The organism is Holophagales bacterium (assembly GCA_016719485.1).
In the GTDB taxonomy this organism is placed as follows: domain Bacteria; phylum Acidobacteriota; class Thermoanaerobaculia; order UBA5066; family UBA5066; genus UBA5066.
Genome location: JADJZB010000004.1, coordinates 380001 through 402673, shown reverse-complemented (window position 1 = coordinate 402673; position 22673 = coordinate 380001). Strand labels below are relative to the sequence as shown.

The window sequence follows — 22673 nt, the reverse complement described above, 5'->3', positions numbered from 1 at the left end:
GTCGTATAACGAAGACCGGTGACGGACCCGCTTCGCATCTACCACGACCCGCTCGTCCTGCGGCACGGGACCGGGGCGTTTCATCCAGAGGGGCCAGAGCGGGTCGTCTCGGTCGTGAAGGCGCTCGAGACCGGCGGGTTCGGGATGCGGCGGCCCCCGTCTCCCGAGCGAACGTGGAGCTCCCTGTCGCTCGTCCACGACCCCGCGTACGTCGAGCGGGTCCGCGAGGCTGCTTCTCGCGGCCCGGAAGAGCTCGGCCGGCCCTTCACGCTGTTCGATTCCCCGGACAACCCGATGTCCCGCTCGACGTACGACGTTTCCGAGCGGACCGTCGGGCTCCTGCTCGCAGCCGTCGACGACGTGATGACGGGGGCGACCCGGCGCGGCTTCGTCGTGACGCGGCCGCCCGGACATCACGCCCGGGCGGCGGAGGCGATGGGCTTCTGTTTCTTCAACGCCGTCGCCGTGGCGGCGCGGGACGCCCAGCGGCGCCACGGTGCCGACAGGGTCCTGGTGGCCGACTTCGACGTCCACCACGGAAACGGGACTCAGGAGACGTTCTGGGAGGACGGCAGCGTCGCGTACCTCTCGGTTCACCGGTATCCCTTCTATCCGGGGACCGGGAGCAGGGACGAGACGGGATCCGGCCCGGGGCTCGGCCTGACGGCGAACGTCCCGGTCGGCGCCGGTGCCGGCGACGACGCGTACGCGGGTGGGTTTGAGGCGTCTCTGGACGCCCTGCTCAGGCGCTTTCGGCCCGACCTCGTTCTCGTCAGCGCCGGTTTCGACGCCCACCGCTCCGATCCCCTCGGCGGCATGAGGCTGTCCGGGAAGGGGTTCGCCCGGATGACGAAGGCTCTCGTCGCAGCGGCCGACACCTTCGCTTCCGGCCGCCTCGTTTCGGTTCTCGAGGGGGGCTACGACCCGGCGGGGACGGCCGAGGGGGCGCTCGCTCACGCCCGGGCCGCCGGAGAATCCCGCGAACCCCCGCATTGACAGGGCTTTGGGCCGCTCCTAGAATCGCTGCAAACGAACGCACGTTCTCAAGGTTCCCGGTCTGTTCCGCGAGGTGGCCGGAAGCCGTGAACCTGAGACCTCGTGGGCCTGGGGAGGAAGACTGATGAAGCTCAACGCTCTGGTCCTTCCGGTGATGGCGGCGGTCCTCCTGACGGTCGGAGCACCCGCGTTCGCGGACTGCCCGACCGAGGGGTGTCCCGGACAGACCGTGGGGACGATCGAGGTCCCGGCGGAAGGGGCGCTCGTCTCGGGCTACGTTCGCGTGGCCGGGTTCGCGTTGAACGGGAACCTCGTCTCGAACATCGACCTCTACGTCGATGGAACAGACGAGGCGAACCGCGTGACGCCGGCCGGCGGCGCCAACGTCAACCTGCCGCGGCCCGACGTCATGCAGGCCTTTCCGCAGTATGCGGGGACGCCCGGCGCGGCCCCCGGCTTCGAGATGTCGTTCCGCGCGGCGAACTACTCGAACGGGTCGCACAAGCTCTACGTCCGGATCACCGACGTCACGGGCTGCTGCTACTTCCTCGCGCCGCGCACGATCCGGATCGACAACGCGAAGAACCAGCCGCCGTTCGGCGTCCTCGACGTCCCGATTCCGGACTCGTCCGTCCACGCCAACGGGGTCCTCGCGGTGGCCGGCTGGGCGCTCGACGACCGGCGCGTGGAGCACGTCGACGTCTTCATCGACGGACTCCTCGAGCGCGAGGCCGTCATTGGCGTGAACCGTCCCGACGTCGCCGCGTACTACCCGAACGTGCCCGATGCCACCAGCTCGGGGTTCGTCATCTTCATCGACTCGACGCGGCTGACGAACGGCGTGCACACGCTGACCGTCAAGGCGACCGACGACCAGGGGCAGCAGGGGCTCCTGGCCACCCGCCGCTTCCAGGTCTTCAACAACGCGCCCAACCTCCCGCCGTTCGGCGAGGTGGAGTACCCGCTCCTGCAGGCGACGTGGTTCGGCAACTGCCTGCGGCTCCCCGGCGGGCCTTCGGGCGGCGAGATCCGGGACACCCGGTACATCATGACCGTCACCGGGTGGGCCCTCGACACATCGATCTATGCCGAGCGCGGCGGCGTCTCGCACGTCTTCCTCGAGCTGGACGGGGCGGTCCTCAAGGACACCCGCGGCGCGTTCGGAACGCTCGGCTGCCGGCGCGAGTTCAACCTGAACAACGCGCTCGTCGACTGCTACGGCTTCTACCGGCCCGACCTGAACGTCCTCTACCCCGGCTTCACGCAGTCGGCGAACGCCGGGTTCTTCTTCGCCGTCGACGTGGGATACCTCCTGACCGACATGGGGATCAAGGAGGGGAACCACATGCTCCAGATCAAGGCTGCCGACAAGGAGGACAACGTCACCCTCCTCAAGGAGCTGCCGGTCAACCTCGAGTGTGCGACGCAGAATCTCGACCCCCCGCCGCTCGGCTACGTGGACGACCCGTCGAACTACGAGTTCATCGGCGGCATCTTCCCGGTCTTCGGCTGGGCGCTCGACCTGGACGGCGTCATCCGCGTCCGTGTCCTGATCGACGGGGTCGCGCAGGTCGACGCCGTCACGGGGCGCGACTACGCCGAGTACGGGCTCCCGAGCCCCGACGTCTCCGCGATCTACCCGAACTACCCGCAGAGGGGAAACTCCCGCTGGCGCTTCTACCTCGACACGACGAAGATCGCCAACTCGGAGCACGACCTCCTCGTCGAGGTCATCGACGGGCGGGGGAACTACCGCTCGGCCGGTACCCGCCGCTTCATCGTCAACAACAACACCCTCGTGCGCTGAAGCTCAGTTTTCCTCCGACACCTTCCGGCCCCGCCGTCGCGCGGGGCCTTTTCCTTTTCCGGCACCGGGCAGAAGCGGCGGGGCACCGGCCGGGGAAACGGCCGCAGGCAGAGCGAAGGCCCTGTCGAAGAAAGCGCGGACCGGCTCGCGCGGCGCTGTGCAGGCGAGCTCCGCGGGGCTCTCGTCGTACCAGTGGGACGGCAGGAACTTCCTGTAAGGGTTCTGCAGGAAACGGCGGCAGACGAGAGCGATGACGCCGACGTCGGTCTCCGACCGGATCACACGACCTGCGCTCTGGACCACCCTCGTCATTCCCGGGATGACGTAGGCGTACTCGAAGCCGCGGCCGTAGCGCTCCTCGAAGTAGAGGCGCATGCGTTCCTGCTCGAAGCGGACCTGCGGGAGAGCGGGGGAGACGACGACGACTCCGTGGAGCATCTCGCCGGGGTAGTCGACCCCCTCGGCGAACGGACCGCCGGAGACGGCGAGCAGGAGGATCCGCGACTTGTCTTCCCGTAGCGCGTCGAGAACGGCGTTCCTCTCCAGCTCGGTGGAACGGTCCGACGGGCGCAGGACGCGGTGCCCCGGCAGGGGCGGCAGGAGAGCTCTGGCGTCGTCGACGAAGCGATACGAAGGGAAGAGTGCGAGGACGTTCCCGGGACAGGCGTCGGCGATCTCCGCGACGACGCGGGCGATCTCTGGCATCGCGGCCGCCCGCCCTTTCCAGGTCGTGTCGACGTGTGGCGCGACGACGACGACGCGGTTCTCGCGTGGAAACGGAGAGGGGAGCAGGAGGACGGAGGTCCGGTCGTGGTCGAAGCCGAGGAGGTCGCGGTAGAACTCGGGAGGGCTCAGCGTCGCCGACATGCCGACCGTCGCGAAGGCGGCGTCGAACGTCTCGGCGAGGAGGCGCGACGGGTCCTTGCAGAGAATCGAGAGGCGTGCTCCGCCGGGCCCGCGGGAGGCGATGAGGTCGAACGCCTCGGCGAGGCGGCCCGCCGGCGCGGCCCGCCGGGCCACGTCGTGGAACCCCGCGAAAAGGAAGTAGAGGCCGAGGACCGGGTCGTCGGGGACGCGGTCGGCCCCGTTCCTCAGGTCGGCGAGATGGCGGACGAGGAGAGACTCCATCGAGAGACGCACGTCGTCGAGCCGGTCGAGGTCGAGCGGGACGAGCTCGGTGGCCGGGTTCCACGGGTCGCTCGAGGGCCCGAGCGCCGAAGCGGCTTCGTGGACGAGGGCGAGGACCTCCGCTGCCGCCTCCTGCGCCGCCGCCGCGGTCCTGGGGTTCGTCGTGCCGATGACCTCGGAGAGGCGCCGCACCTCGGTCTCGGAGAGCTCCGGAGACCAGATGGCCCGGCCGCGGTCGACGAGGTTGTGGACTTCGTCGACGAGCAGGAGCGCCCCCTCGAGCGAGGCCGGATCGCGCAGTCCCGACAGTGCGACGACGGGGTCGAACGCGTAGTTGTAGTCACCGAGGACGACGTCGGCCCGCTCCGCCAGCTCGAGCGAGACCTCGAACGGACAGACTTCCTCGGCCCGCGATTCCTCGAAGATGAAGTCGGGCTCGAGGTGGGGCGTGACGGCGAGAAGCCGGTCGAGGAGGCCGGAGGCGTCGAGCTTGGCGGCGTAATCCCTCGCGTACGCGCAGTGGTCCTCGTGGCAGAGGACGACGCCGTTGGCGCACATCCTCTCCTTGGCGCGCAGGCGGACCGAGCGGGCCGAGGACGAGGCGATCGCCTCCAGAGTCTTGCGGAAGATCTCCTGCTGGGTCGTCTTCGACGTCAGGACGTAGAGCTTGCGGCCCTGCCTCAGCGCCTCCACGAGCATCGGCAGGAGGGCTGCCGCGGTCTTTCCGATGCCCGTCGGCGCTTCGACGAGGAGCTGCTCGCCGGAGCGCACCGCCCGGGCCACGGCCGCCATCATCTCGCGCTGCCCGGGGCGGAAACGGCCGAACGGAAAGACGAGGTCGTCGGCCTCGGCCGCCTTGGCCTCGGCGAGCGCGAGCTCTCCGAAGAACGCCGCGAGGGCGCCCCGGACCCTTTCGACGAGGTCCGCCTCGACCTCGCCCTGGTCCAGCGGGACCGGAACGAGACTCGTGTCGCCCGTCTCGATGTCGGCGAGGACGAGGCGCCCTCGGACGGGGCGGCCCTCCGTTCTCGAGACGGCGAGGAGGTACCACTGGAGCTGCCTGGCGAAGCGGTCCAGGCGCGGCGACCCGAGCAGGCGCGGCAGCTCCTCGGCGAAGTGGACCGACTTCACCTCGTCCACGACGGTCGTTCCGTCCTCGTCCTCGAAGCGGCCGTCGAGACGTCCCTCCAGGATCGCCGTGAAGCCGTCGACGGGGAACGTGAGGCGGACGGCTTTCTCCACCGCGTAGCCGGGAATCGTGGCGAGCGCGTCCGAGAGGACGCGGCGGTGAACCGCCTGGCCGATCCAGCGCCGCTCCATCGCATCGCCCCGGCCGTCCCCGATGCGGCGGGCGGTGGGGGCGAGGAGCGCGCCCGGAGAGAGCGTCACGGTCCTGGAGGCGAGGTCGACCCGGATCGGCACGCTGCATTCTACGGACGGCGTCGCCTACAATCAGACCCGGTGACGACGAGAGAGCGTAAACGCAGTCGCTCGTGGGGCGCGGTCTGGGTGGTGGCCGTGCTGGCGTTCTCGGGCGGTCCCGCCGAGTCCGCCTCCAGCAGGAAGGCGACGGCGCCCCGAAAGCTGACGGTCTTCCGGCCCGCGCGGGAGATGACCCTCTCCGAACGGCTCGCCGCGGTTGCCCGCCGGGGACCGGTCCGCGACCGCTCCCAGGTCGCCGTGGCGATCGCGCCCGTCGGACAGCCGGTCGTCTTCTCCTACAACGCCGATGCCGAGCTGATCCTCGCCTCGACGACGAAGCTCTTCACGACCGCGGCCGCCCTCGACCGGCTCGGACCCGGCTACCGGTTCCGTACGACTCTGCTGCGGGAGGGAGAGCTCCTGCCGGACGGGACCCTGCCGGGGCGTCTCGTGATTCGCGGCGGGGGCGATCCGGCCATTTCCGGGCGCCTCTACGACAACGATCCGTGGGCCGTCTTTCGTCCCTGGTCCGAGGCCCTGGCGGCACGCGGGGTGCGGTCGATCCGGGATGGCCTCCTCCTCGACACCTCTTTCTTCGACGACGAGAGGACGCACCCGGACTGGCCGGCCGCGCAGGAGCAGCACTGGTGGCAGGCCCCGGTCTCGGCCCTGTCCTACAACGACAACGTCGTCCTCGTCCGGGTGACGGGTGCGTTCCGCCCCGGCGGGAGGGCCAGCCTGGGCTTCTACCCGGCGCAGCCGTTCCTCATGTCGGTCGTCGGCCGGGTCTCGACGCATCGCGGGCGAGGGGCGAACGTCGGCGTCTCCCGGCGCGCGGGCAGCCCGCGGGTCGTCGCATCGGGAGTCGTCGGCTCGCGGACGACGTGGTCGGGCGACGTCACCGTCGTGGACCCGCCTCTCTACCTCGCGGCGGCCTTCACGAAAGTCCTCCGGGAAACGGGGATCGAGGTGGGTGGCCCCCCCGAGGTCCGGACGCAGGCGCCCAGGCAGGGCACACCGCAGACGGTCCTTCACGTCCACGAGACCCCGATCCTCCCCGTGCTCGCCGTCTGCAACAAGAGGTCCCAGTCCTTCTACGCCGAGCAGGTCCTGAAGACGCTGGGGGCCGAGAGGCGCGGGTCCGGAACCTGGGAAGCTGGCCGGAGCGAAGTCGCCGAGTTCCTCCGGTCACTCGGACTCGACCCGTCCCGCTACCGGATCGCCGACGGCTCGGGTCGTTCGCGCGAGAACCGCTCGACGGCGGCGGCCTACCTCGACTTCCTCCAGGCCCTCGCAACCCGGTGGCGGCATTTCCAGGCGTTCGAGCCGACGCTCGCCGTGACGGGCGACATGGCCGGTTCCCTCCGCTACCGGATGCTCGGGGCGGACACCCGCGGGAAGGTCTTCGCCAAGACCGGGAACATCGCGGGTGTCGTAACCCTCACCGGCTACGTCGAAGCCCGGAGCGGCCAGCGCTACGCCTTCGTCATCCTGGCCAACGGCGGCTGCTCCGAGGGACGGGGCCACGCCTGGCAGGACCGGATCCTCGCCGAGCTGGCCCGCTGGGGCTGAGCCTCCCGGGAGGACCGGGATCCGGGCGGGGCGTATAGTCGACGGCTCGCCTATGGACTACAGAGCGCTCCTCAAGAACGTCGAAAAGACCCTCTCCGCCATCGAGGGGGGCGACGACGTCCTCTCCACCGTCACCGCCGTCGGCGAAGCCGTCGTCGGAAACTTCCGCTCCGAGCTCGGGATCATCGGAGGCCGCCTCTACCAGCTGGAAGACGACGACTACGTCCTCAAGCGCGGCTTCGGCCGCTCCCGGAAGGTCCCCGAGGGTCTCTCGGTTCCGAGGTCGTACGGTCCGATCCGCAGGGCCCTCGACGAGGGGGTCGTCCTCGCCGACCTGAAGGACCCCTCGGTCGACCGCGAGCTCGAGGCGCGTCTCGGCGTCTCGCGATTCGCCGCGGTCTCGTTCGGCGACAGCGCCTACATCCTCTCTTTCGACGTCCACCCGCGCGTCGCGGCCGACGACCTGCTCGTATCGCTCGGGATCATCCGGACGGTGCTCGATTCGAAGGTGAGGAGCGAGAAGCTCGAGAGCCTTCTCGAGGAAGCCCGCCGCATCCAGCAGTCGATCCTCCCGCGCACGTTCCCCGAAGTCGGAGACTACGAGGTCTACGCGGTGACGACGCCAGCCGACGCCGTCGGGGGGGACTTTTACGACTTCCTGAAGCTCGGCCCCGACGGCTTCGGAGCGGCGATCGCGGACGCCTCCGGGCACGGGCTCCTCGCCGCACTCCTCGTGCGCGACGTCTACGTGGGCCTGAGGATGGGCATCGGCGGCGACCTGAAGATCGCCCGGGTCATCGAGAGGCTGAACCGGATACTGAACAAGAGCCGCCTCTCCACGAAGTTCGTGTCCCTGTTCTACGGCGAGTTCGAGGCGAACGGCGAGATCATCTACGCCAACGCCGGTCATCCCGGGCCGCTCCACCTGCACGCCCGGAGCCGGAGCTTCACGGAGATGGAGTCCACCGGGATGGTGCTCGGCCCGTCCCCGAACGCCCCGTACACGCGCCGGGCGGTGAAGATGGAGCCGGGCGATCTCTTCTTCCTGTACACCGACGGCATCGTCGAGGCCCACGACCTGAGGGGCCGCGAGTTCGGCCTGGACCGCGTCCGGCGCATCCTCCTCGACTACCGGAAGAGGTCCGCGAAGGAGACCGCGGAGAAGGTCATGTCGGCGGTGAGCGACTTCAGCGCGGGCCGTCCGGCGGAAGACGACCGGACGGTCATCGTGATCCGGCGGACGGGGCGTCCCAGGGACGCGTCACTGCCCCGTCTCCCCGCGCCGACCCTGTCGCCTCCCGTGTCTTCCTGACGGCCGTCAGCCGAGGCCCTGCTGGGCCCGGTGGAGACGGAACCACTCCGAGGTGGCCTGCATCCCTTCGGCGAGCGCCACGAACTCGCTCAGGCCGAGCGCCGCCCGCGCGCGCGACGGGTCGAGGACGCTCCTGCGCTGCTCGCCGGGTTTCGCCGGGCCGAAGCGCGGGGGCGTGGGAACGCCACAGGCGCCGGCAACGAGGCCGTAGAGTTCCGAAACGCTCGTCTCGACACCCGTCCCGACGTTGAAGGTCCCGCCGACACGGTGCAGGAAGGCCGCCTGGTTCGCCGCCACGACGTCGGCGACGTGAACGAAGTCGCGTGTCTGCCGGCCGTCCCCGTTCACGACCGCGTCCTGCCCCGAGAGGAGGCGGTTCATCCAGATCCCGATGACACCCGCCTCGCCGCGCCCGTCCTGCCGGGGCCCGTAGACGTTGGCGTAGCGCAGGACCGTGAGAAGGTAGCCCGCGGCCGGGGCGAGCGCGGCGAGGTACTTCTCGCCGGCGAGCTTGGCGACGCCGTAGGCCGAGCAGGGGTTCAGGGGATGGTCTTCGCCGGCCATCAGTCCCTCGGGTTCGCCGTAGATCGCCCCTCCGCTCGAGGAGAAGACGACCTGGGCCACGCCCGCGAGGCCGGCCGCCTGCGCGACGCGGATCGTCCCGAGGACGTTCACCCCGGCGTCGTGGACGGGGTCCTCGACCGACTTCCTCACGTCGACCTGGGCGGCGAGATGGAAGACGGTGTCGATCCTCTCCTCGAGCAGAAGCGCGTCGAGGCCCGGCTCCCGGATGTCCGCCTTCACGAATCGGGCGCCCGGCGGAACGCGCTTCAGATCGCCCGTCGAGAGATCGTCGAGAACGACGACGCGATGGCCCTGCGCCAGCAGGGCGTCGGCCACGTGGGAACCGATGAACCCGGCGCCCCCGGTGACGAGGACCGAGCAGCCGGCGGAGGGCTGCGGAACGTGGACTGTCATGATCGTCCGCGAGAATAGCGGTGTGACGCCAGCCGGACAAGCCACACGGCCGCCGAGGGCCTTCTGGGAGAAACCGACGGAGGAGGTGGCGCGCGCTCTCCTGGGCTGCCGTCTCGTCCGGCGCCTTCCGGGCCTTCCGGCGCGAACGGTGGTGATCGTCGAGACCGAGGCCTACCTCGGAATCACCGACCGGGCAGCCCACACCTGGAACGGCCGGCGGACGCCGCGCGTCGAGCCGATGTGGGGTCCGCCGGGCCACGCGTACGTGTATCGGGTCTACGGAGTCCACGACTGCCTCAACGTCGTCACGGGGGCGGAGGGGTTGCCTCAGGCAGTCCTGCTGCGGGCGGCCGTGCCCGTGGAGTGGTGGAAGGGACGGGACGTGTCCCGCCACGACCTGCTTTCGGCCTCCGGACCGGGACGGCTCTGCCGGACTCTCTCGGTCGGCCGCGAGATGTCGGGAATCCCGCTTCGGGGCCCCGGCCTGGACCTTCTCCTGCCTCTCGCTGGAGGTCCGCGCGGGGTCCTCTCGGGCCCGCGCGTCGGCGTCGACTACGCGGGCGAAGCCGCCGCCTGGCCCCTCCGATTCGCCGTCGCCGATTGCCCCGCGGTGACGCGCCGGTCCCGGCTCAGGTCCGTCCCGTGAGGAGCGACTCCGCGGACGCGGGGACTTTCGTGAATCTCACGACCCGGTTCTTTCCCGTTCTCTTCGCGGCGTAGAGCGCCCTGTCGGCGCACTCGACGAGCCCCCCCTTCGAGACCGTGTCGTCGGGGTAGACGGCGAGCCCGATCGAGATGGTGAGTCGCAGCGGCTCCGGGGCGCCGGCCTGTACGGGCGAGGAGGCGACGGCGGCCCGGAGCCTCTCCGCAACGCGTCGTCCGCTGTCGGCGTCCGTCTGGGGGAGGATGATCGAAAACTCCTCCCCGCCGTACCGGGCCACGGTGTCCATCTCCCGGACCGACTCCAGGATGCGGGCGACGACGGCCTTCAGGACGGCGTCGCCGGCGGGGTGTCCGTGCCGGTCGTTGACCGTCTTGAAGTCGTCGAGGTCCGCCATCAGCAGAACGAGCCGTTCTCCGCTCCGGGCGTGGCGCGTCACCTCGCGGTACAGAGTCTCCTGGAAGTGTCCGTGGTTCGCGATGCCTGTGAGAGGGTCTCGGAGCGAGCCGAGGCGCGTCGTCTCGTGGGCGCGGGCGAGCCGGATCGCGTTGACCACCTGGCTTCCGAAGAGCTCCAGGACGATCCGGTCCTCCTCGCCCACGGCGTCGGCCCGGTCGGGGCCCGCGAGCTCGAGAAGGCCGACGAGCTGCTCGCCGGCGACGAGGGCGACGGAGACGACCTCGTCGAGCGGGGACCGTGGAAGCAGCGCGGAGAACGGCGACGGGGAGCCGGCGGCCGAGCGCGTGCCGGCGATCCGCTCGGATGGGATGCGGAGAGGCTCGAGCTCCGGCCACCGGTCGGAGAGCCCGACGTGCGCCCGCGGTGCGAGCACGCCGTCGGCGCGGTCGTGAAGGGAAAGAAGGACGAACCGGTAGCCGAGACTCGCCGAGGCGGCCCGGACGATGTTGGCGAGGACGGTCTCGAGAGGGAGGTGCGCCTTGAGCTCGGTGGACGCGCGGAGAATCCGGTGAAGAGCCTCCGCGCGAAGGCGGAGCGCCTCGTTCGCCGCGTGAAGCCTCGTGCGCAGGGCCTCGTCCTCGAGGAGGAGTGCCGTGCGCTCAGCGGCAGCGCTGGTTTCACGCCTCCGGCGCTCCTGTTCGGCATTCCGGCGACACATCTGGAACGCCACGAAGCCCCCGGCCGCGATCAGGGAGGGAGCGAGCAGGTTCGTGAGCGAGAGGAGGTCCACCGGATGCCGAGGTCCTCTGGTCAGCGCCAGCGGATGAGCCCGCCGTCGTGGAGCTTCTCGAAGACCCTGCGGACCTCCCCCTCGGGGAACGGGCTGATCTTCGCGATCGAGCGGACGTCCCACAGGCCGTTGATCCGGGACAGGATGAACGCCTCGTTCGGCGTGAACGACCAGGACATGAGCTCTTCCATCGGCCGCGTCAGCGACGGGATGGCCGCAGCGGCGATCGCGCTCGAGAAGGAGGTGGAGGAAGGGGCAGGCAGGTTGCCCTGGGAGGGCGGAGGGGACTGCGGGACCCGGACGGAGACCGAGACGGGGGGCGCCGGGGCGGACTGCGGCGAACGGAACACGGCGGAGGCCGGAGGCCAGGGGACGGACGCCGGCGGGGCCCCGACCTCGAGGAATGAGGCCGCCGAACGGTCCGTGGTCCTGAACGAGCCGGACGACGGCGGCGGGACGGGGCTGGAAACGGGTGGGGACGGCCGGAAGCTCGTCGAGGGCGGAGGTACGGGCGGCGGGGCAGCGACGGGCGCCGACATCGACGTCGTCACCGGGCCCGGCGGGCGGGCCATGTGGCCGCTGCTGTCGGGGCCTCGGCGAAGGAACCGCGTGAAGTCTTTCTGCGGCGCCGGTCGGGCGTCCGCGGGCGGCGGCGGAATGTTCAGCTCGTCCGCGGTGTCCGGGATCCCTTCGAAGTGAGGCGTGGCCGCTTCCTCGAACACCGTCTCGTAGGGGTCTTCCGGCGTCAGCTCGGAGCTGCGCGGCGGGACGATGCTCGAAGCGGACGCCAGAGAGACGTGGCCGCTCTCGAGCAGGTCGAAGACGAGCTTGGCGACGGGGAAGTCCGGGTTGTGGGTCGCCTCGGCGATCTCCGCGAGGTTTCGGACGCCGTCGATGCTGCGAAGGATGATGCGCTGAGGTTCGGCGAGGGAATCGGCGGCGACCGGCGCGACCACGGTCGGGATGTCGCGCATCGAGACGATCCGCTCTTTGAGCCGCTGCCACTCGTCGTACCGGCGCAGGCCCTCCATGACGATCCCCGTGACGTCGATGGCGATCGGGATCATCGGCCGCTGGGGGATCTCGCCGTCGATGAAGTGGAAGGCGCCCTCCGGCCAGAGGAAGATGTCGAAGATCGTCTCGCAGGCCTTGAGGCGGATCAGCTCGACGAGGTCCTCCTCGGCGATCGCCCCGATCATGACGAGGATCTTCCCCAGGAGGATCTTCGACTCCTCCTGCACCTCCATCGCCTTGGTCAGCTCCTCCTCCGTGATGTAGCCGTACGAGACGAGGAAGTGGCCCAGGTACTCGCGCTCGATCGTCGAGGAGGAGGAGATGATCCGCCCGTTCTGGAAGTAGATCCGCTTCTCACCCGAGCCGCCCCGAATGGCCAGCGTACCTGTCTTCTGCCCCATGGAGAGCCATTGGAGCAGCTCCGACAACTGCATCGTCCGGAGGTTCCCGGTGATGGCCATCCGGATGGCATTCTAAGGGGACATCGGCGTTCCGGGGTGCCTTCCGGAACGGACCGTCTGAGAGGCCCGTCCCGGAAGGGGAAGCGCCGGACTATTCGGCGGGGGGGTTGTAGGCGGGGATCCCGGTGACGGCCTGGCCCAGGACGAGGGTGTGGATGTCGTGAGTCCCCTCGTAGGTGAAGACCGACTCGATGTTGGCGAGGTGCCGGAAGACGGGGTACTCGCCGACGATCCCGTTCGCGCCGAGGATCTCGCGGGCCAGCTTCGCGCACTCGCGGGCCACCCAGACGTTGTTCCTCTTGGCCATGGAGACGTGCTCCGGCTTCATCGTCCCGGCGTCCTTCATCCGGCCGAGCTGGAGGGAGAGGAGCTGCCCCTTCGTGATCTCGGTGATCATGAAGGCGAGCTTCTCCTGGACCATCTGGTGGGAGGCGATCGGCCGGTCCATGAACTGCTTGCGGCTCTTGGCGTAGTCGAGGGCACAGGTGTACGTCGCCATGGCGGAGCCGATGCCGCCCCAGGAGATGCCGTAGCGGGCCTGCGTCAGGCAGGAGAGCGGCCCCTTGAGGCCGTCGACGCCGGGCAGGACGTTCTCCGCCGGGATCCGGCAGTCCTCGAACGCGAGCTGCGAGGTGACGGCGGCCCGCAGCGACATCTTCATCCTGTGCTCGGACGTCGTGAACCCCGGTGTTCCCTTCTCGACCAGGAAGCCTTGGATCCTCCCGTCGGATCCGCCGACCTTCGCCCAGACGACGGCCACGTCGGCGATCGAGCCGTTCGTGATCCACGCCTTGGCGCCGTTCAGGACCCAGGCGTCGCCGTCCCGCTTCGCGACGGTGCGCATCCCGCCCGGGTTCGATCCGAAGTCCGGCTCGGTGAGGCCGAAACAGCCGATCGCCTCCCCCTTGGCGAGCGCCGGGATCCATCGGTCCTTCTGCTCCTTCGACCCGTACTTCCAGATCGGGAACATGACGAGGGACGACTGGACGGAGGCGAACGACCGGATGCCGGAGTCGCCCCTCTCGAGCTCCTGGGTGATGAGCCCGTAGGCCACGTTCGACAGGCCGGGAAGCCCGTAGTCGGAGATCGTCGGCCCGAAGAGGTTCAGGGCGGCCATCTTCGGGACGAGCTCGAGCGGGAATCGCCCCTCGTAGGCGCACTCCTCGATGATCGGCAGGACCTCGTTGTCGACGAAGTCGCGGACGAGGTCTCGCACGGCCCTCTCCTCGTCGGAAAGGAGCCCGTCGAGCTGGAAGAAATCGACACCCTGAAATGCCACGGAATGCCTCCTCGGACGCACTACGGTGGGGGGCCGCGCGCGGACGTGGAGGAATCTAGCACGCGGGCGTTGACGGGCCGGGCGGCCGGGGCGCATCCTGCCTGCCTCATGGCCGCTCCCGCCTGGAAGTCCGCCGCCGACCTGGCCGAGGGGTACCTGACCCTCAACAGCGTGATGCTGAAGAAGTTCGAGGCGCACGAGCTGGCGGCGCTCCAGGCCGAGCTCGAGCGGGCCGCCCGCGAGACCCGCGGAACGGTCGTCGCCCAGGACGACGCGGACGCCAGCCAGAAGAAGAACCGGAGGCTCCTCCGGATCTCCCAGGCTCTCACGGTCATCCAGGCCTTCCGCGTCCGCGGGAGGTAGAGGGCGCAGCCCTCAGGGGCGTTCGGCCCGCCGCCTGCTAAATTCGGCGTCTATGTCGAACGGCTCCGCTCCCCCCATCTCCGGCCTCTCTTCTTCCGTCGGCGAAACGGTCACCCTGAAGGGGTGGCTCTACAACCGGCGCGACAGCGGGAAGATCCGCTTCCTCGTCCTCCGGGACGGCTCCGGGTACCTCCAGTGCGTCGTCGTGAAGAAGGAGGTCCCGGAAGAAGTCTGGGAATCATCCGGCACCCTGACGCAGGAGTCGTCGTTCGAGGTGACGGGAGTCGTACGCGAGGCGCCCCGCCAGGAAGGGGGCGTCGAGCTGGGCGTGACGGGCCTCGCCGTCCTCTCGCTCTGCCACGATTGGCCGATCACCCCGAAGGAGCACGGCGTCGATTTCCTGATGTCACAGAGGCACCTCTGGCTCCGCTCGGCGAGGCAGGTGGCGATCCTGAAAGTGCGGAGCGAGGTGGAGAGCGCGATCCACGACTTCTACCACTCCCGCGGGTACACGAAGGTCGACTCGCCGATCCTGACGCCGAATGCCTGCGAGGGGACCTCGAACCTCTTCGAGACGCAGTACACCGAGGACGAAAAAGCCTACCTCTCACAGTCCGGCCAGCTCTATCTCGAGCCCGCCTGCGCCGCGCTCGGGAAGGTCTACTGCTTCGGGCCGACCTTCCGGGCCGAGAAGTCGAAGACCCGCCGGCACCTGCGCGAGTTCTGGATGGTCGAGCCCGAGGTCGCCTTCATGGAGATCGACGGCCTTCTCGACCTCGCCGAGGAGTTCATCAAGGAGCTGACGACGCGCGTTCTCGACCGCCGGAAAGAGGACCTGAAGCGCCTCGAGCGGGACACGACGAAGCTCGAGGCGACGGCGACGAGGCCCTTCACGCGGATGACCTACCGCGAGGCGATCGAGAACCTGGCGGGCAAGGGATTCCCGGTGACGTTCGGGGACGACCTCGGCGGCGACGAGGAGACGGCCCTGACCGAGGGGTTCGACACGCCCGTCCTCGTCACCCGCTACCCGTCGTCCATCAAGGCCTTCTACATGCAGCCGGATCCGGCCGACCCCGAGGTGGCGCTCTGCGTCGACGTCCTCGCGCCGGAGGGCTACGGAGAGCTGATCGGCGGCTCGCAGAGGATCCACGACCACGACCTCCTCCTCGCGCGGATCCGGCAGCAGGAGCTGCCGATCGAGGCGTTCCAGTGGTACCTCGACGTGAGGAAGTACGGGACGTTCCCGCATTCGGGCTTCGGCATGGGGCTCGAGCGCTTCACGGCGTGGATGTGCGGCGTGCCGCACCTGCGCGAGTGCATCCCGTACCCCCGGATGCTGTACAGGATCTATCCATGAAGCCGGGGACCCCCCCCCCCCCCCCCCCCCCCCCCCCCCCCCCCCCCCCCCCCCCCCCCCCCCCCCCCCCCCCCCCCCCCCCCCCCCCCCCCGGCGGGCCCCCCCCCCCCCGCCGCGGCCCCGGAGAAGGCTATGAGCGACCTGCCGAAGGTCCGGGCCGCCCTCGACCGGATCGATGCCGCGATGCTCGATCTCCTCGCGGAGAGGTCGGCGGTCGTCGACGAGGTGGCGGCGTTGAAGAGCCGGGAGTCGGATCTCTCCCTCAGGGACCTCGAGCGGGAGCGTGACCTCCTCTCCCGGGTTGGCCGGGAGGCCCAGAAAAGGGGTCTGAACGCTTTCCACGTCGTCAAGATCTTCCGCGACGTCATCGAGGCTTCCGTGCGACGGCAGGAGAGCCGGCTGACGCGCGAGGCGAACGAGGGGGCCGAGCCGGACGTCCTGCGGGTCGCGTTCCAGGGAGCCGAGGGGGCCTACAGCCACCTCGCGGGACGCAAGTTCTTCGGAGACCGCCCGGAAGAGCCGATATTCGTCGGCTATCGCTCGTTCCGGCAGGCGGTCGACGCCGTCGAGAGGGACGAGTGCGACTACGCGATCCTGCCGCTCGAGAACTCGGTCGCCGGGAGCATCAACGAGACCTACACCCTCCTGGGTACTTCGAAGCTGCACATCATGGGCGAGGAGGTCTGGCCGGTCGAGCACTGCCTGCTCGGCATCTCGAAGGTGCCCCTGGCCCGGCTGAAACGGATCTACTCCCATCCCCAGGCCCTCATGCAGTGTTCCGAGTTCCTCGAGAGCCTGCCCGGGGCGACCGCGGAGAGCTTCTTCGACACGGCCGCGAGCGTGGGGCGGGTGAAGGAGCTGGGGAGCGAGGAGAACGCGGCCATCGCGAGCGCCGAGGCGGGAGAGCTCCACGGCCTCGTCGTCCTCCGGCGCGACATCGCCAACCAGCGCAACAACCAGACGCGGTTCGTCGTCGTCCACAAGCGGCGTTTTCGCTTCGACGTGCGGATTCCCTGCCGGACCTCGCTGCTGCTCGTGACCGACCACAAGGAAGGGGCTCTCGAGAGGTGCCTCTCCGAGCTGGCCCGCGCCTCGGTCAACATGACGAAGCTCGAGAGCCGCTCGATGCAGAACACCCCGTGGGAGTACCAGTTCTACGTCGACATCGAAGGGAACGTGGAGGAGCCGCGCGTCGCGACGGCCCTCGAGGGGATCGGACGGAACGCCCGGTACCTGCGCGTCCTCGGCTGCTACCCGCGGAAGGCGGACCCGTCCCTGCAGGTGCCGAGGGACGTCGACCTCTCCCCGGCCGAGGAGGCTGCGGCGCCGGGCCCGGCGGCGCCGCCCCTCGCTTCCGAGAGCAAGGTCGCCTACCCGCTCGCCGCGCGGCGTGCGGGCGACGAGGCCGGCCGGACGCTCGTCAAGGTGGGCGACGTCGTCTTCGGAGAGGGGTTCGTCGTCGTGGCGGGGCCCTGCGCCGTGGAGAACGAAGGCCAGGTCTTCGAGGCGGCGCGCGTCGTGAGGGAAGGGGGAGGCCGGGTCCTCAGGGGGGGCGTCTTCAAGCCGCGCACGAGCCCCTACGCGTTCCAGGGGCTCGGGATGGCGGGGCTCGACATCCTCGTCCGGGCCGGCCAGGAGTACGGCCTGCCGATCGTCACCGAGGTGATGTCGCCGGAGGACGTGGAGAAAGTGGCGCTGGGAGCCGACATGCTCCAGATCGGCGCGCGGAACATGCAGAATTTCGCACTGCTGAAGGAAGTGGGTCAGAGCAAGCGCCCGGTCCTCCTGAAGCGCGGGATGATGTCGTCGGTGGAGGAGCTCCTCCTGGCGGCGGAATACATCCTGTCGGCGGGGAACCGGCACGTCGTCCTCTGCGAGCGCGGCATCCGGACCTTCGAGACCTCGACGCGGAACACCCTGGACCTCGGGGCCGTGCAGGTCCTCAAGGCCCGCTCCCACCTGCCGGTCATCGTCGACCCGTCGCACGCGATGGGGATCACCGCGTTCGTCGCGCCGATGGCGCGCGCGGCGCTCGCGGCGGGAGCCGACGGCGTGATCGTGGAAGTCCACCCGAATCCCGCCGAGGCGCTCTGCGACGGGGCCCAGGCGCTGACGCCCGACCTCTTCGTGGCGATGATGGGGGACCTTCGCCGCGTCGCCCAGGCACTGGGCGTGAAGATGTGGTGACGCTCCACGCCCCGCCCGGCCCGGATTCCGCTCTTCCCGGGTCGCGGGGCCCCGGAAGAGAGCGGCAGGTATAATCAAGGGTTCGCGCGGCGACCGCTTCGCGTCGCCCGAGGAACCCGCAAATGGCCTTGAAGCTTCCCTCCGTCGGAATCGTCTCCCTTGGCTGCCCGAAGAACCTCGTCGACACCGAGGTGATGCTCGGCTACCTGCAGCGCGAGGGGCTGACCCTCGGTGACCCGGACACCTCCCGGGTGGTCATCGTCAACACCTGCGGCTTCATCGACCAGGCCAAGGAGGAGTCGGTGAACGCCGTCCTCGAGCAGGTCCGGCGCAAGGAGGCGGGGGAGATCGACCGGGTCGTCGTCGCAGGCTGCATGGTCCAGAAGTACGGCGCCGAGCTGGCGGCGGAGATCCCGGAGGTCGACCACTTCATCGGGCTCGACGAGCTGGAGAAGGCGCCGGCCGCGGCGCTCGGCCTGCCGTCGCTCCCGCGCTTCACGGCCAAGCCGCTCGCCACGCGCCTCTACGACGACCTCGCGCCGCGCGTCCTGACGGGACGGCGCGGCTACGCGTACCTGAAGGTGGCCGAGGGGTGCAACAACCCCTGCACGTTCTGCACGATCCCCCAGATGCGCGGGCTCCAGCGGTCGCGAACCGTCGAGTCCCTCGTTCGCGAGGCGCTCTCCCTCGAGGCACAGGGGATCTCCGAGCTCGTCCTGATCTCACAGGACACCACCCGCTACGGGGAGGATGTCGGTCTCGGCCGGGAGGGGCTCGCGACGCTCGTGAGGACGCTCCTCAGAGAGACGTCGCTGCCCTGGATCCGCTTCCTCTACGCCTATCCGAAGACGCTGCACGCGTCGGTCCTGGCGCTCATGGCGGAAGAGCCCCGCTTCGTGCCGTACGTCGACATCCCGCTCCAGCACGTGTCGCGCCGGGTCCTCGCCGCGATGCAGAGGGGCGGCGATCCCGAGAGCTACGCCCGCATGCTCGCCGGGATGCGCGAAACGGTTCCGGGGATCGCCCTCAGGACGACGTTCATCGCCGGCTTTCCGTCCGAGACCGACGCCGACTTCGAGGAGCTCCTCTCCTTCGTGAAGGACGTCGAGGTCGACCACCTGGGCGTCTTCCCTTATTCCCCGGAGCCTGGTTCGGGGGCGGAGGGTCTGGGCGACCCGGTCCCGTCCGAGGTGAAGGCCGAGCGCTGCGCGGCCGTCATGGAGGCGCAGCGCGAGATTTCCCGCAGGAAGAACCGCCTGCTGAAGGGAAAGGTCCACGAGGCGATCGTCGAAGGGGTCTCCGACGAGTCGGAGCTCCTCCTCGAGGGACGCCTGAAGCGCCAGGCGCCCGAGATCGACGGAAAGCTCCTGGTCAACGACGCGCCCGATGGCTTCGTTCCGCGTCCCGGGACCGTCGTGAAGGTCCGGGTGACGGAAGCGCACGACTACGATCTCGTGGGGCGGATCGTCACGTGAGCCCGCGCCAGCCGTGAACATCTACGTCGACCCATTCCGGCGCACGGACCTCCCGCGAGGGGGCGTCGTGACGATCGGGAATTTCGACGGTGTCCACACCGGGCACCAGGAGATGCTCCGCCGCGTCGTCGACCGGGCCCGGGAGCTCGACGCGCCTTCGGTCGTGCTGACGTTCGACCCGCATCCGATGAGGATTCTCCATCCCCAGCGGGCACCGAAGCTGATCCAGACGCTTCGCCAGCGCGAAGAGGCGATCGCGGCCCTCGGGGTCGACGCCCTCGTCGTCGTCCCCTTCACGCGGGAGTTCGCCGCGATGCCTGCCGAGGAGTTCGTCCGCGACCTCCTCGGCCGCTCGCTCGGCGCGCGCGAAGTCCACGTCGGCTCCGCCTTCGCTTTCGGATGCGGAAAGCGCGGCAACGTCACGCTCCTCTCGCAGCTGGGGGAGGAGGCCGAGATCAAGGTCGTGCCCCTCGACGTCGTTTCCGAGGACGGGGAACCGGTCTCTTCGACGCGGGTTCGCAGCCTCCTGGAGGCGGGGAAGGTCTCCGAGGCGCGGCGGCTCCTCGGGCGCCCCTTCGCGATGGAGGGCCTCATCGCCAAAGGTGACCGGATGGGTCGGAAGATCGGGTTCCCGACGATCAACCTGAAGTCCGACAACGAGCTCTACCCGCGAGACGGCGTCTACGTGACGAAAGTCCATCCTCCGCTCCTTCGAGCGGACCTTCACCTGCGTCACGAACATCGGCCGCAGGCCGACCGTCTACGAGGACTACGCGACGACGGTGGAGTCCTACATCCTCGACTTCTCCTCCGACGTCTACGGCGAGCCGATCCGCCTGACGTTCTTCGAGCGCCTGCGGGACGAGAAGGTCTTCCCTTCGATGCTCGAGCTGACGGCGCAGATCCGCCGCGACGTGGAGGCGACGCGCCTCTGGTTCCTCTCCCGAGGCGAAGAGTGACCGTCCTTCTCGCCGCCCGCCTCGCGCTGCTGCTCCTCGCCGTCGGCGCGGCCCGGCGGGCGCGCGGCCCGAAGGGGGCGGCCGTGGTGGGGCTGGCGGGAGCGGCCGCCGCGTTCGGCGCCTGGCCCCATCCGCTCCCGCAACCCGTCGTCCTCGGAGCCGGCCTCTTCGTGGCGTCTCTCGTTCTGGTGTTTCTCGGGGCGGAGCGTCACTCGCCGCTCATCGCGGAGGCGGCGAGGGCGACGGCCGCGCTCTCGCTGAGCGCCGGTGCCGTCGCCGGACTCGCGTTCCGAGGGGCGGGGCTCGCCGGGGCTCTCCTGGGCGGCACGGTGGTCGCGGCCGCGCTTTCGACCTGGGGCGCCGAGGGCTGCCGCGCAAACACGGAGGTCGGCTGGCGCCGGGGGCTCGCGTGGGCGAGTGCCGTCGTCCTTCCGGCGGTCATCGCGGGAGGCCTCCTGGCGCTGGGCGGAGCGCTTCCGCCCCACCTTCGGTCCGTCGGGCCTGCCGTGGGCCTGCTGGCCGGTCTTCTCGCCTGGGTCGTTCCCGTCTTCCTCGAGCGTCGACGCGTCGTGCGGGAGCTTTCCGAGGAGGCGCGTCTCGGGATCCTTCCCGACGAGGACCTCGCCGTCCTCGTGAGCCCCTGGCGGCGCTGGCGGGAGCCGAGGTTCGGCCGCGCCGACGAGCGGCGGGAGTACGTGAGGAGCGCCCTCCTGCTGGCCGTCGCGAGGCAGCAGCAGCGGCGTCGCAGCGGAGAGGCGAGCCGGCTTCGTCAGCTCGAGGTCCTCGCCTTCCGGACGCGCGTGCGCAGGGTCGTCGAGGGGCGCGCGGCCCGCTTCGCCGCCCTCTCCGCTCTCTCCGACGAGTCGTCCGCCTGAGCGGATGCTCCCCGTGCGAGAACCTCTCCGTCCCCGGGCCGTATCATCGCCCGGCTTGAGAGTTACCCGGCTCCTCTGGGCGCTCGTTCCGAGCCTCCTCGTCATCCCCGGCCCCGTCTCCGCCGATCCTCCGGCGGACGAGCCCCCGCGCTTCGTCCTCGGCGCCTCGCTTTCGGCCCTGGAACCGACGCGGGACCGCGACCTTCGGGAGGCGGAGCTCCTTTACGCGTTCCTGACGGCCGCCTTCCGGGAGAAGGGATGGGGTGCCCGCCTGGAGTTGCGCGGCCGGGAAGGGCTCTTCCGGGAGTACTTCCCGGGCTCGTTCTGGCTCGAGGAGGGCTACGCCTTCGTCGACACACCCGTTGGCGAGGTGCGTGCGGGAAAGGTCGTGAGCGTCGTCGGTCTCGCCGACCAGACGTTCGGGGGCGACCTTTTCTCCCTGAACGGCGTCAACCGGAACCCCGACTGGGGCGTCCAGATCGTGGGGAGCCGGCCTCTCGGCTGGCACGCGATCGACTGGGCGGTGCGATGGGCCGGACAGAACGACCGGGTCGCCTGGGAAGAGGAAGGGAAAGGCGTCGAATCGGACCCGGCGGCGCTCCTTCACGACGGCTTTTCGGGCCGCGTCACATTCCTCTACAACAAGGGGCTCTGGACGCTTCGTCCCGGCCTTTCCGGCGGCACGGCGCGCATCGTCCCGACGGACGGAAGGGCCGAGTACCGACGGAGCGACGGCCTCGCCGACGTCACGGGAACCCTCGGACCGATCTCGCTGGAGCTCCAGGTGCTCGTTCGGGCCGCGGGCGATCCTTCCGCGGGGGAGTTCCGCCCTGCGGCCGAAATGGACGGCCTGGCGTGGCGCGGAGCGTTCCGGTTCGAGCTCCCGACGGTCATCTTCCGCTACACCTACAGCGAGTGGCGTTACACGGACGCCGATGCGAACGAGAGAATCCACCAGCCCGCGGCCGTCTGGATCGGCCGCAAGGGGATCGAGGCCACCGTCGAGTACGCCGCGCGAAGAATCCGGAACGGGGAATCCGTACGGACCTTCAACGCGTTCCGGCTCGGGCTGGTCGTCCGGTTCCCGTTCGGGACGTCTCCCGGCGCCGGCCGGGGAGGGAAAGGCTGATTCGATGAAGAAGGCCCTGATCGGAGCGGTGATCGTCGCCGCCATCGTCGCGGGAGGCGTCCTGATCCTCTCGAAGGACAAGAAGAGCGGCCCGAAGTTCCGCAAGGAGAAGGTCACGAGGGGCGACGTCGTGGCGACCGTCACGGCGACGGGAACCCTCTCGGCGGTGACGACCGTCAAGGTCGGGAGCCAGGTTTCCGGGATCATCGCGAGCCTGCACGCCGACTTCAACTCCGAGGTGAAGAAGGGGCAGCTCCTCGCCGGGCTCGACCCGACCCCCTTCCAGACCTCGGTCGACCAGCGGCGCGCCGACCTCGAGCGGGCGAGGGTGGAGCTGCGCAACGCCGAGCTCGTCCTCGCCCGTGCGAAGAAGCTCCTCGAGGCGCAGCTGCAGGCGCAGTCGGAGTACGACACGGCGAAGGCGAACCGCGACGGAGCGGCGGCCGCCGTCGAACAATCCACGGCCGCCCTCAGGCAGGCCGAGACGAACCTCGCCTACACGCGCA

General features: G+C 69.9%; 17 protein-coding genes (1 of these 17 only partly in view). 12 read left to right on the top strand and 5 right to left on the bottom strand.

The window, feature by feature from the left end; all coding sequences use genetic code 11:
• The first annotated feature begins 18 nt into the window (after positions 1-18).
• Positions 19-996 carry a histone deacetylase gene (locus IPN03_04665; protein MBK9373021.1) on the top strand — a complete coding sequence of 326 codons (978 nt, stop codon included), beginning with the start codon at positions 19-21 and terminating at the stop codon, positions 994-996.
• A gap of 124 nt (positions 997-1120) precedes the next feature.
• Complete coding sequence (locus IPN03_04660) at positions 1121-2803, top strand: hypothetical protein (GenBank protein ID MBK9373020.1); 1683 nt, start codon at positions 1121-1123, stop codon at positions 2801-2803.
• 3 nt (positions 2804-2806) lie between these two features.
• Here the strand turns inward: IPN03_04660 and IPN03_04655 are convergent, their stop codons facing one another.
• Complete coding sequence (locus IPN03_04655) at positions 2807-5353, bottom strand: ATP-dependent DNA helicase (GenBank protein ID MBK9373019.1); 2547 nt, start codon at positions 5351-5353, stop codon at positions 2807-2809.
• A 39-nt stretch (positions 5354-5392) separates the two neighbouring features.
• Between IPN03_04655 and dacB the strand changes: the two genes are divergently transcribed.
• Positions 5393-6925: a D-alanyl-D-alanine carboxypeptidase/D-alanyl-D-alanine-endopeptidase gene (gene dacB / locus IPN03_04650; protein MBK9373018.1), complete on the top strand. Its 1533-nt coding sequence runs from the start codon at positions 5393-5395 to the stop codon at positions 6923-6925.
• Between the two features lie 52 nt (positions 6926-6977).
• On the top strand, positions 6978-8237 hold the full coding sequence (locus IPN03_04645; GenBank protein ID MBK9373017.1) for a PP2C family protein-serine/threonine phosphatase: 1260 nt from the start codon (positions 6978-6980) through the stop codon (positions 8235-8237).
• A gap of 6 nt (positions 8238-8243) precedes the next feature.
• Here IPN03_04645 and IPN03_04640 read toward each other — a convergent pair whose 3' ends face one another.
• On the bottom strand, positions 8244-9215 hold the full coding sequence (locus tag IPN03_04640) for an NAD-dependent epimerase/dehydratase family protein (protein ID MBK9373016.1): 972 nt from the start codon (positions 9213-9215) through the stop codon (positions 8244-8246).
• Here IPN03_04640 and IPN03_04635 point away from each other — a divergent pair.
• Positions 9214-9861 (top strand): DNA-3-methyladenine glycosylase, encoded by a 648-nt coding sequence (locus IPN03_04635; GenBank protein MBK9373015.1) that lies wholly within the window; start codon positions 9214-9216, stop codon positions 9859-9861. The two genes, IPN03_04640 and IPN03_04635, sit on opposite strands and share 2 nt — an antisense overlap.
• Here IPN03_04635 and IPN03_04630 read toward each other — a convergent pair.
• From IPN03_04630 to IPN03_04620, 3 genes are all read right to left on the bottom strand, one after another.
• Entirely contained in the window at positions 9845-11065 is a 1221-nt protein-coding gene (locus tag IPN03_04630; protein MBK9373014.1) for a sensor domain-containing diguanylate cyclase, read from the bottom strand. The genes IPN03_04635 and IPN03_04630 overlap by 17 nt on opposite strands.
• A gap of 20 nt (positions 11066-11085) precedes the next feature.
• The gene (locus tag IPN03_04625) at positions 11086-12540 is read right to left on the bottom strand and encodes a DUF4388 domain-containing protein (GenBank protein ID MBK9373013.1); all 1455 of its coding nucleotides are present in this window, start codon (positions 12538-12540) and stop codon (positions 11086-11088) included.
• Positions 12541-12631: 91 nt separating this feature from the next.
• Positions 12632-13915 carry an acyl-CoA dehydrogenase family protein gene (locus tag IPN03_04620; GenBank protein ID MBK9373012.1) on the bottom strand — a complete coding sequence of 428 codons (1284 nt, stop codon included), beginning with the start codon at positions 13913-13915 and terminating at the stop codon, positions 12632-12634.
• A gap of 12 nt (positions 13916-13927) precedes the next feature.
• Here IPN03_04620 and IPN03_04615 point away from each other — a divergent pair, with 12 nt between their 5' ends.
• The 7 genes from IPN03_04615 to IPN03_04585 form a co-directional block, all read left to right on the top strand.
• Positions 13928-14182 carry a hypothetical protein gene (locus IPN03_04615; GenBank protein ID MBK9373011.1) on the top strand — a complete coding sequence of 85 codons (255 nt, stop codon included), beginning with the start codon at positions 13928-13930 and terminating at the stop codon, positions 14180-14182.
• Between the two features lie 52 nt (positions 14183-14234).
• Complete coding sequence (gene asnS, locus IPN03_04610; GenBank protein ID MBK9373010.1) at positions 14235-15542, top strand: asparagine--tRNA ligase; 1308 nt, start codon at positions 14235-14237, stop codon at positions 15540-15542.
• A gap of 132 nt (positions 15543-15674) precedes the next feature.
• Positions 15675-17729, top strand: coding sequence for a 3-deoxy-7-phosphoheptulonate synthase (gene aroF, locus IPN03_04605; GenBank protein MBK9373009.1), 2055 nt, complete (start codon positions 15675-15677; stop codon positions 17727-17729).
• Between the two features lie 149 nt (positions 17730-17878).
• Positions 17879-19204: a 30S ribosomal protein S12 methylthiotransferase RimO gene (rimO, locus tag IPN03_04600; protein MBK9373008.1), complete on the top strand. Its 1326-nt coding sequence runs from the start codon at positions 17879-17881 to the stop codon at positions 19202-19204.
• Between the two features lie 13 nt (positions 19205-19217).
• Entirely contained in the window at positions 19218-21038 is a 1821-nt protein-coding gene (locus IPN03_04595) for a bifunctional riboflavin kinase/FMN adenylyltransferase (protein ID MBK9373007.1), read from the top strand.
• A gap of 55 nt (positions 21039-21093) precedes the next feature.
• Complete coding sequence (locus IPN03_04590) at positions 21094-22167, top strand: hypothetical protein (GenBank protein ID MBK9373006.1); 1074 nt, start codon at positions 21094-21096, stop codon at positions 22165-22167.
• Between the two features lie 4 nt (positions 22168-22171).
• Positions 22172-22673, top strand: the start of a protein-coding gene (locus IPN03_04585) for an efflux RND transporter periplasmic adaptor subunit (GenBank protein MBK9373005.1). Its footprint extends 833 nt past the window's final position; the window shows 502 of its 1335 coding nt (coding positions 1-502); the start codon lies at positions 22172-22174; its stop codon lies off the right edge, out of view.

Excerpts from the sequence above, each read along its gene's own strand:
- IPN03_04625 (MBK9373013.1), bottom strand. The coding sequence starts at position 12,540 with ATGGCCATCACCGGGAACCTCCGGACGATGCAGTTGTCGGAGCTGCTC.
- aroF (MBK9373009.1), top strand. The coding sequence starts at position 15,675 with ATGAGCGACCTGCCGAAGGTCCGGGCCGCCCTCGACCGGATCGATGCC.
- IPN03_04640 (MBK9373016.1), bottom strand. The coding sequence starts at position 9,215 with ATGACAGTCCACGTTCCGCAGCCCTCCGCCGGCTGCTCGGTCCTCGTC.
- IPN03_04645 (MBK9373017.1), top strand. The coding sequence starts at position 6,978 with ATGGACTACAGAGCGCTCCTCAAGAACGTCGAAAAGACCCTCTCCGCC.
- IPN03_04615 (MBK9373011.1), top strand. The coding sequence starts at position 13,928 with ATGGCCGCTCCCGCCTGGAAGTCCGCCGCCGACCTGGCCGAGGGGTAC.
- IPN03_04660 (MBK9373020.1), top strand. The coding sequence starts at position 1,121 with ATGAAGCTCAACGCTCTGGTCCTTCCGGTGATGGCGGCGGTCCTCCTG.
- IPN03_04635 (MBK9373015.1), top strand. The coding sequence starts at position 9,214 with ATGATCGTCCGCGAGAATAGCGGTGTGACGCCAGCCGGACAAGCCACA.
- asnS (MBK9373010.1), top strand. The coding sequence starts at position 14,235 with ATGTCGAACGGCTCCGCTCCCCCCATCTCCGGCCTCTCTTCTTCCGTC.
- IPN03_04620 (MBK9373012.1), bottom strand. The coding sequence starts at position 13,915 with ATGCGCCCCGGCCGCCCGGCCCGTCAACGCCCGCGTGCTAGATTCCTC.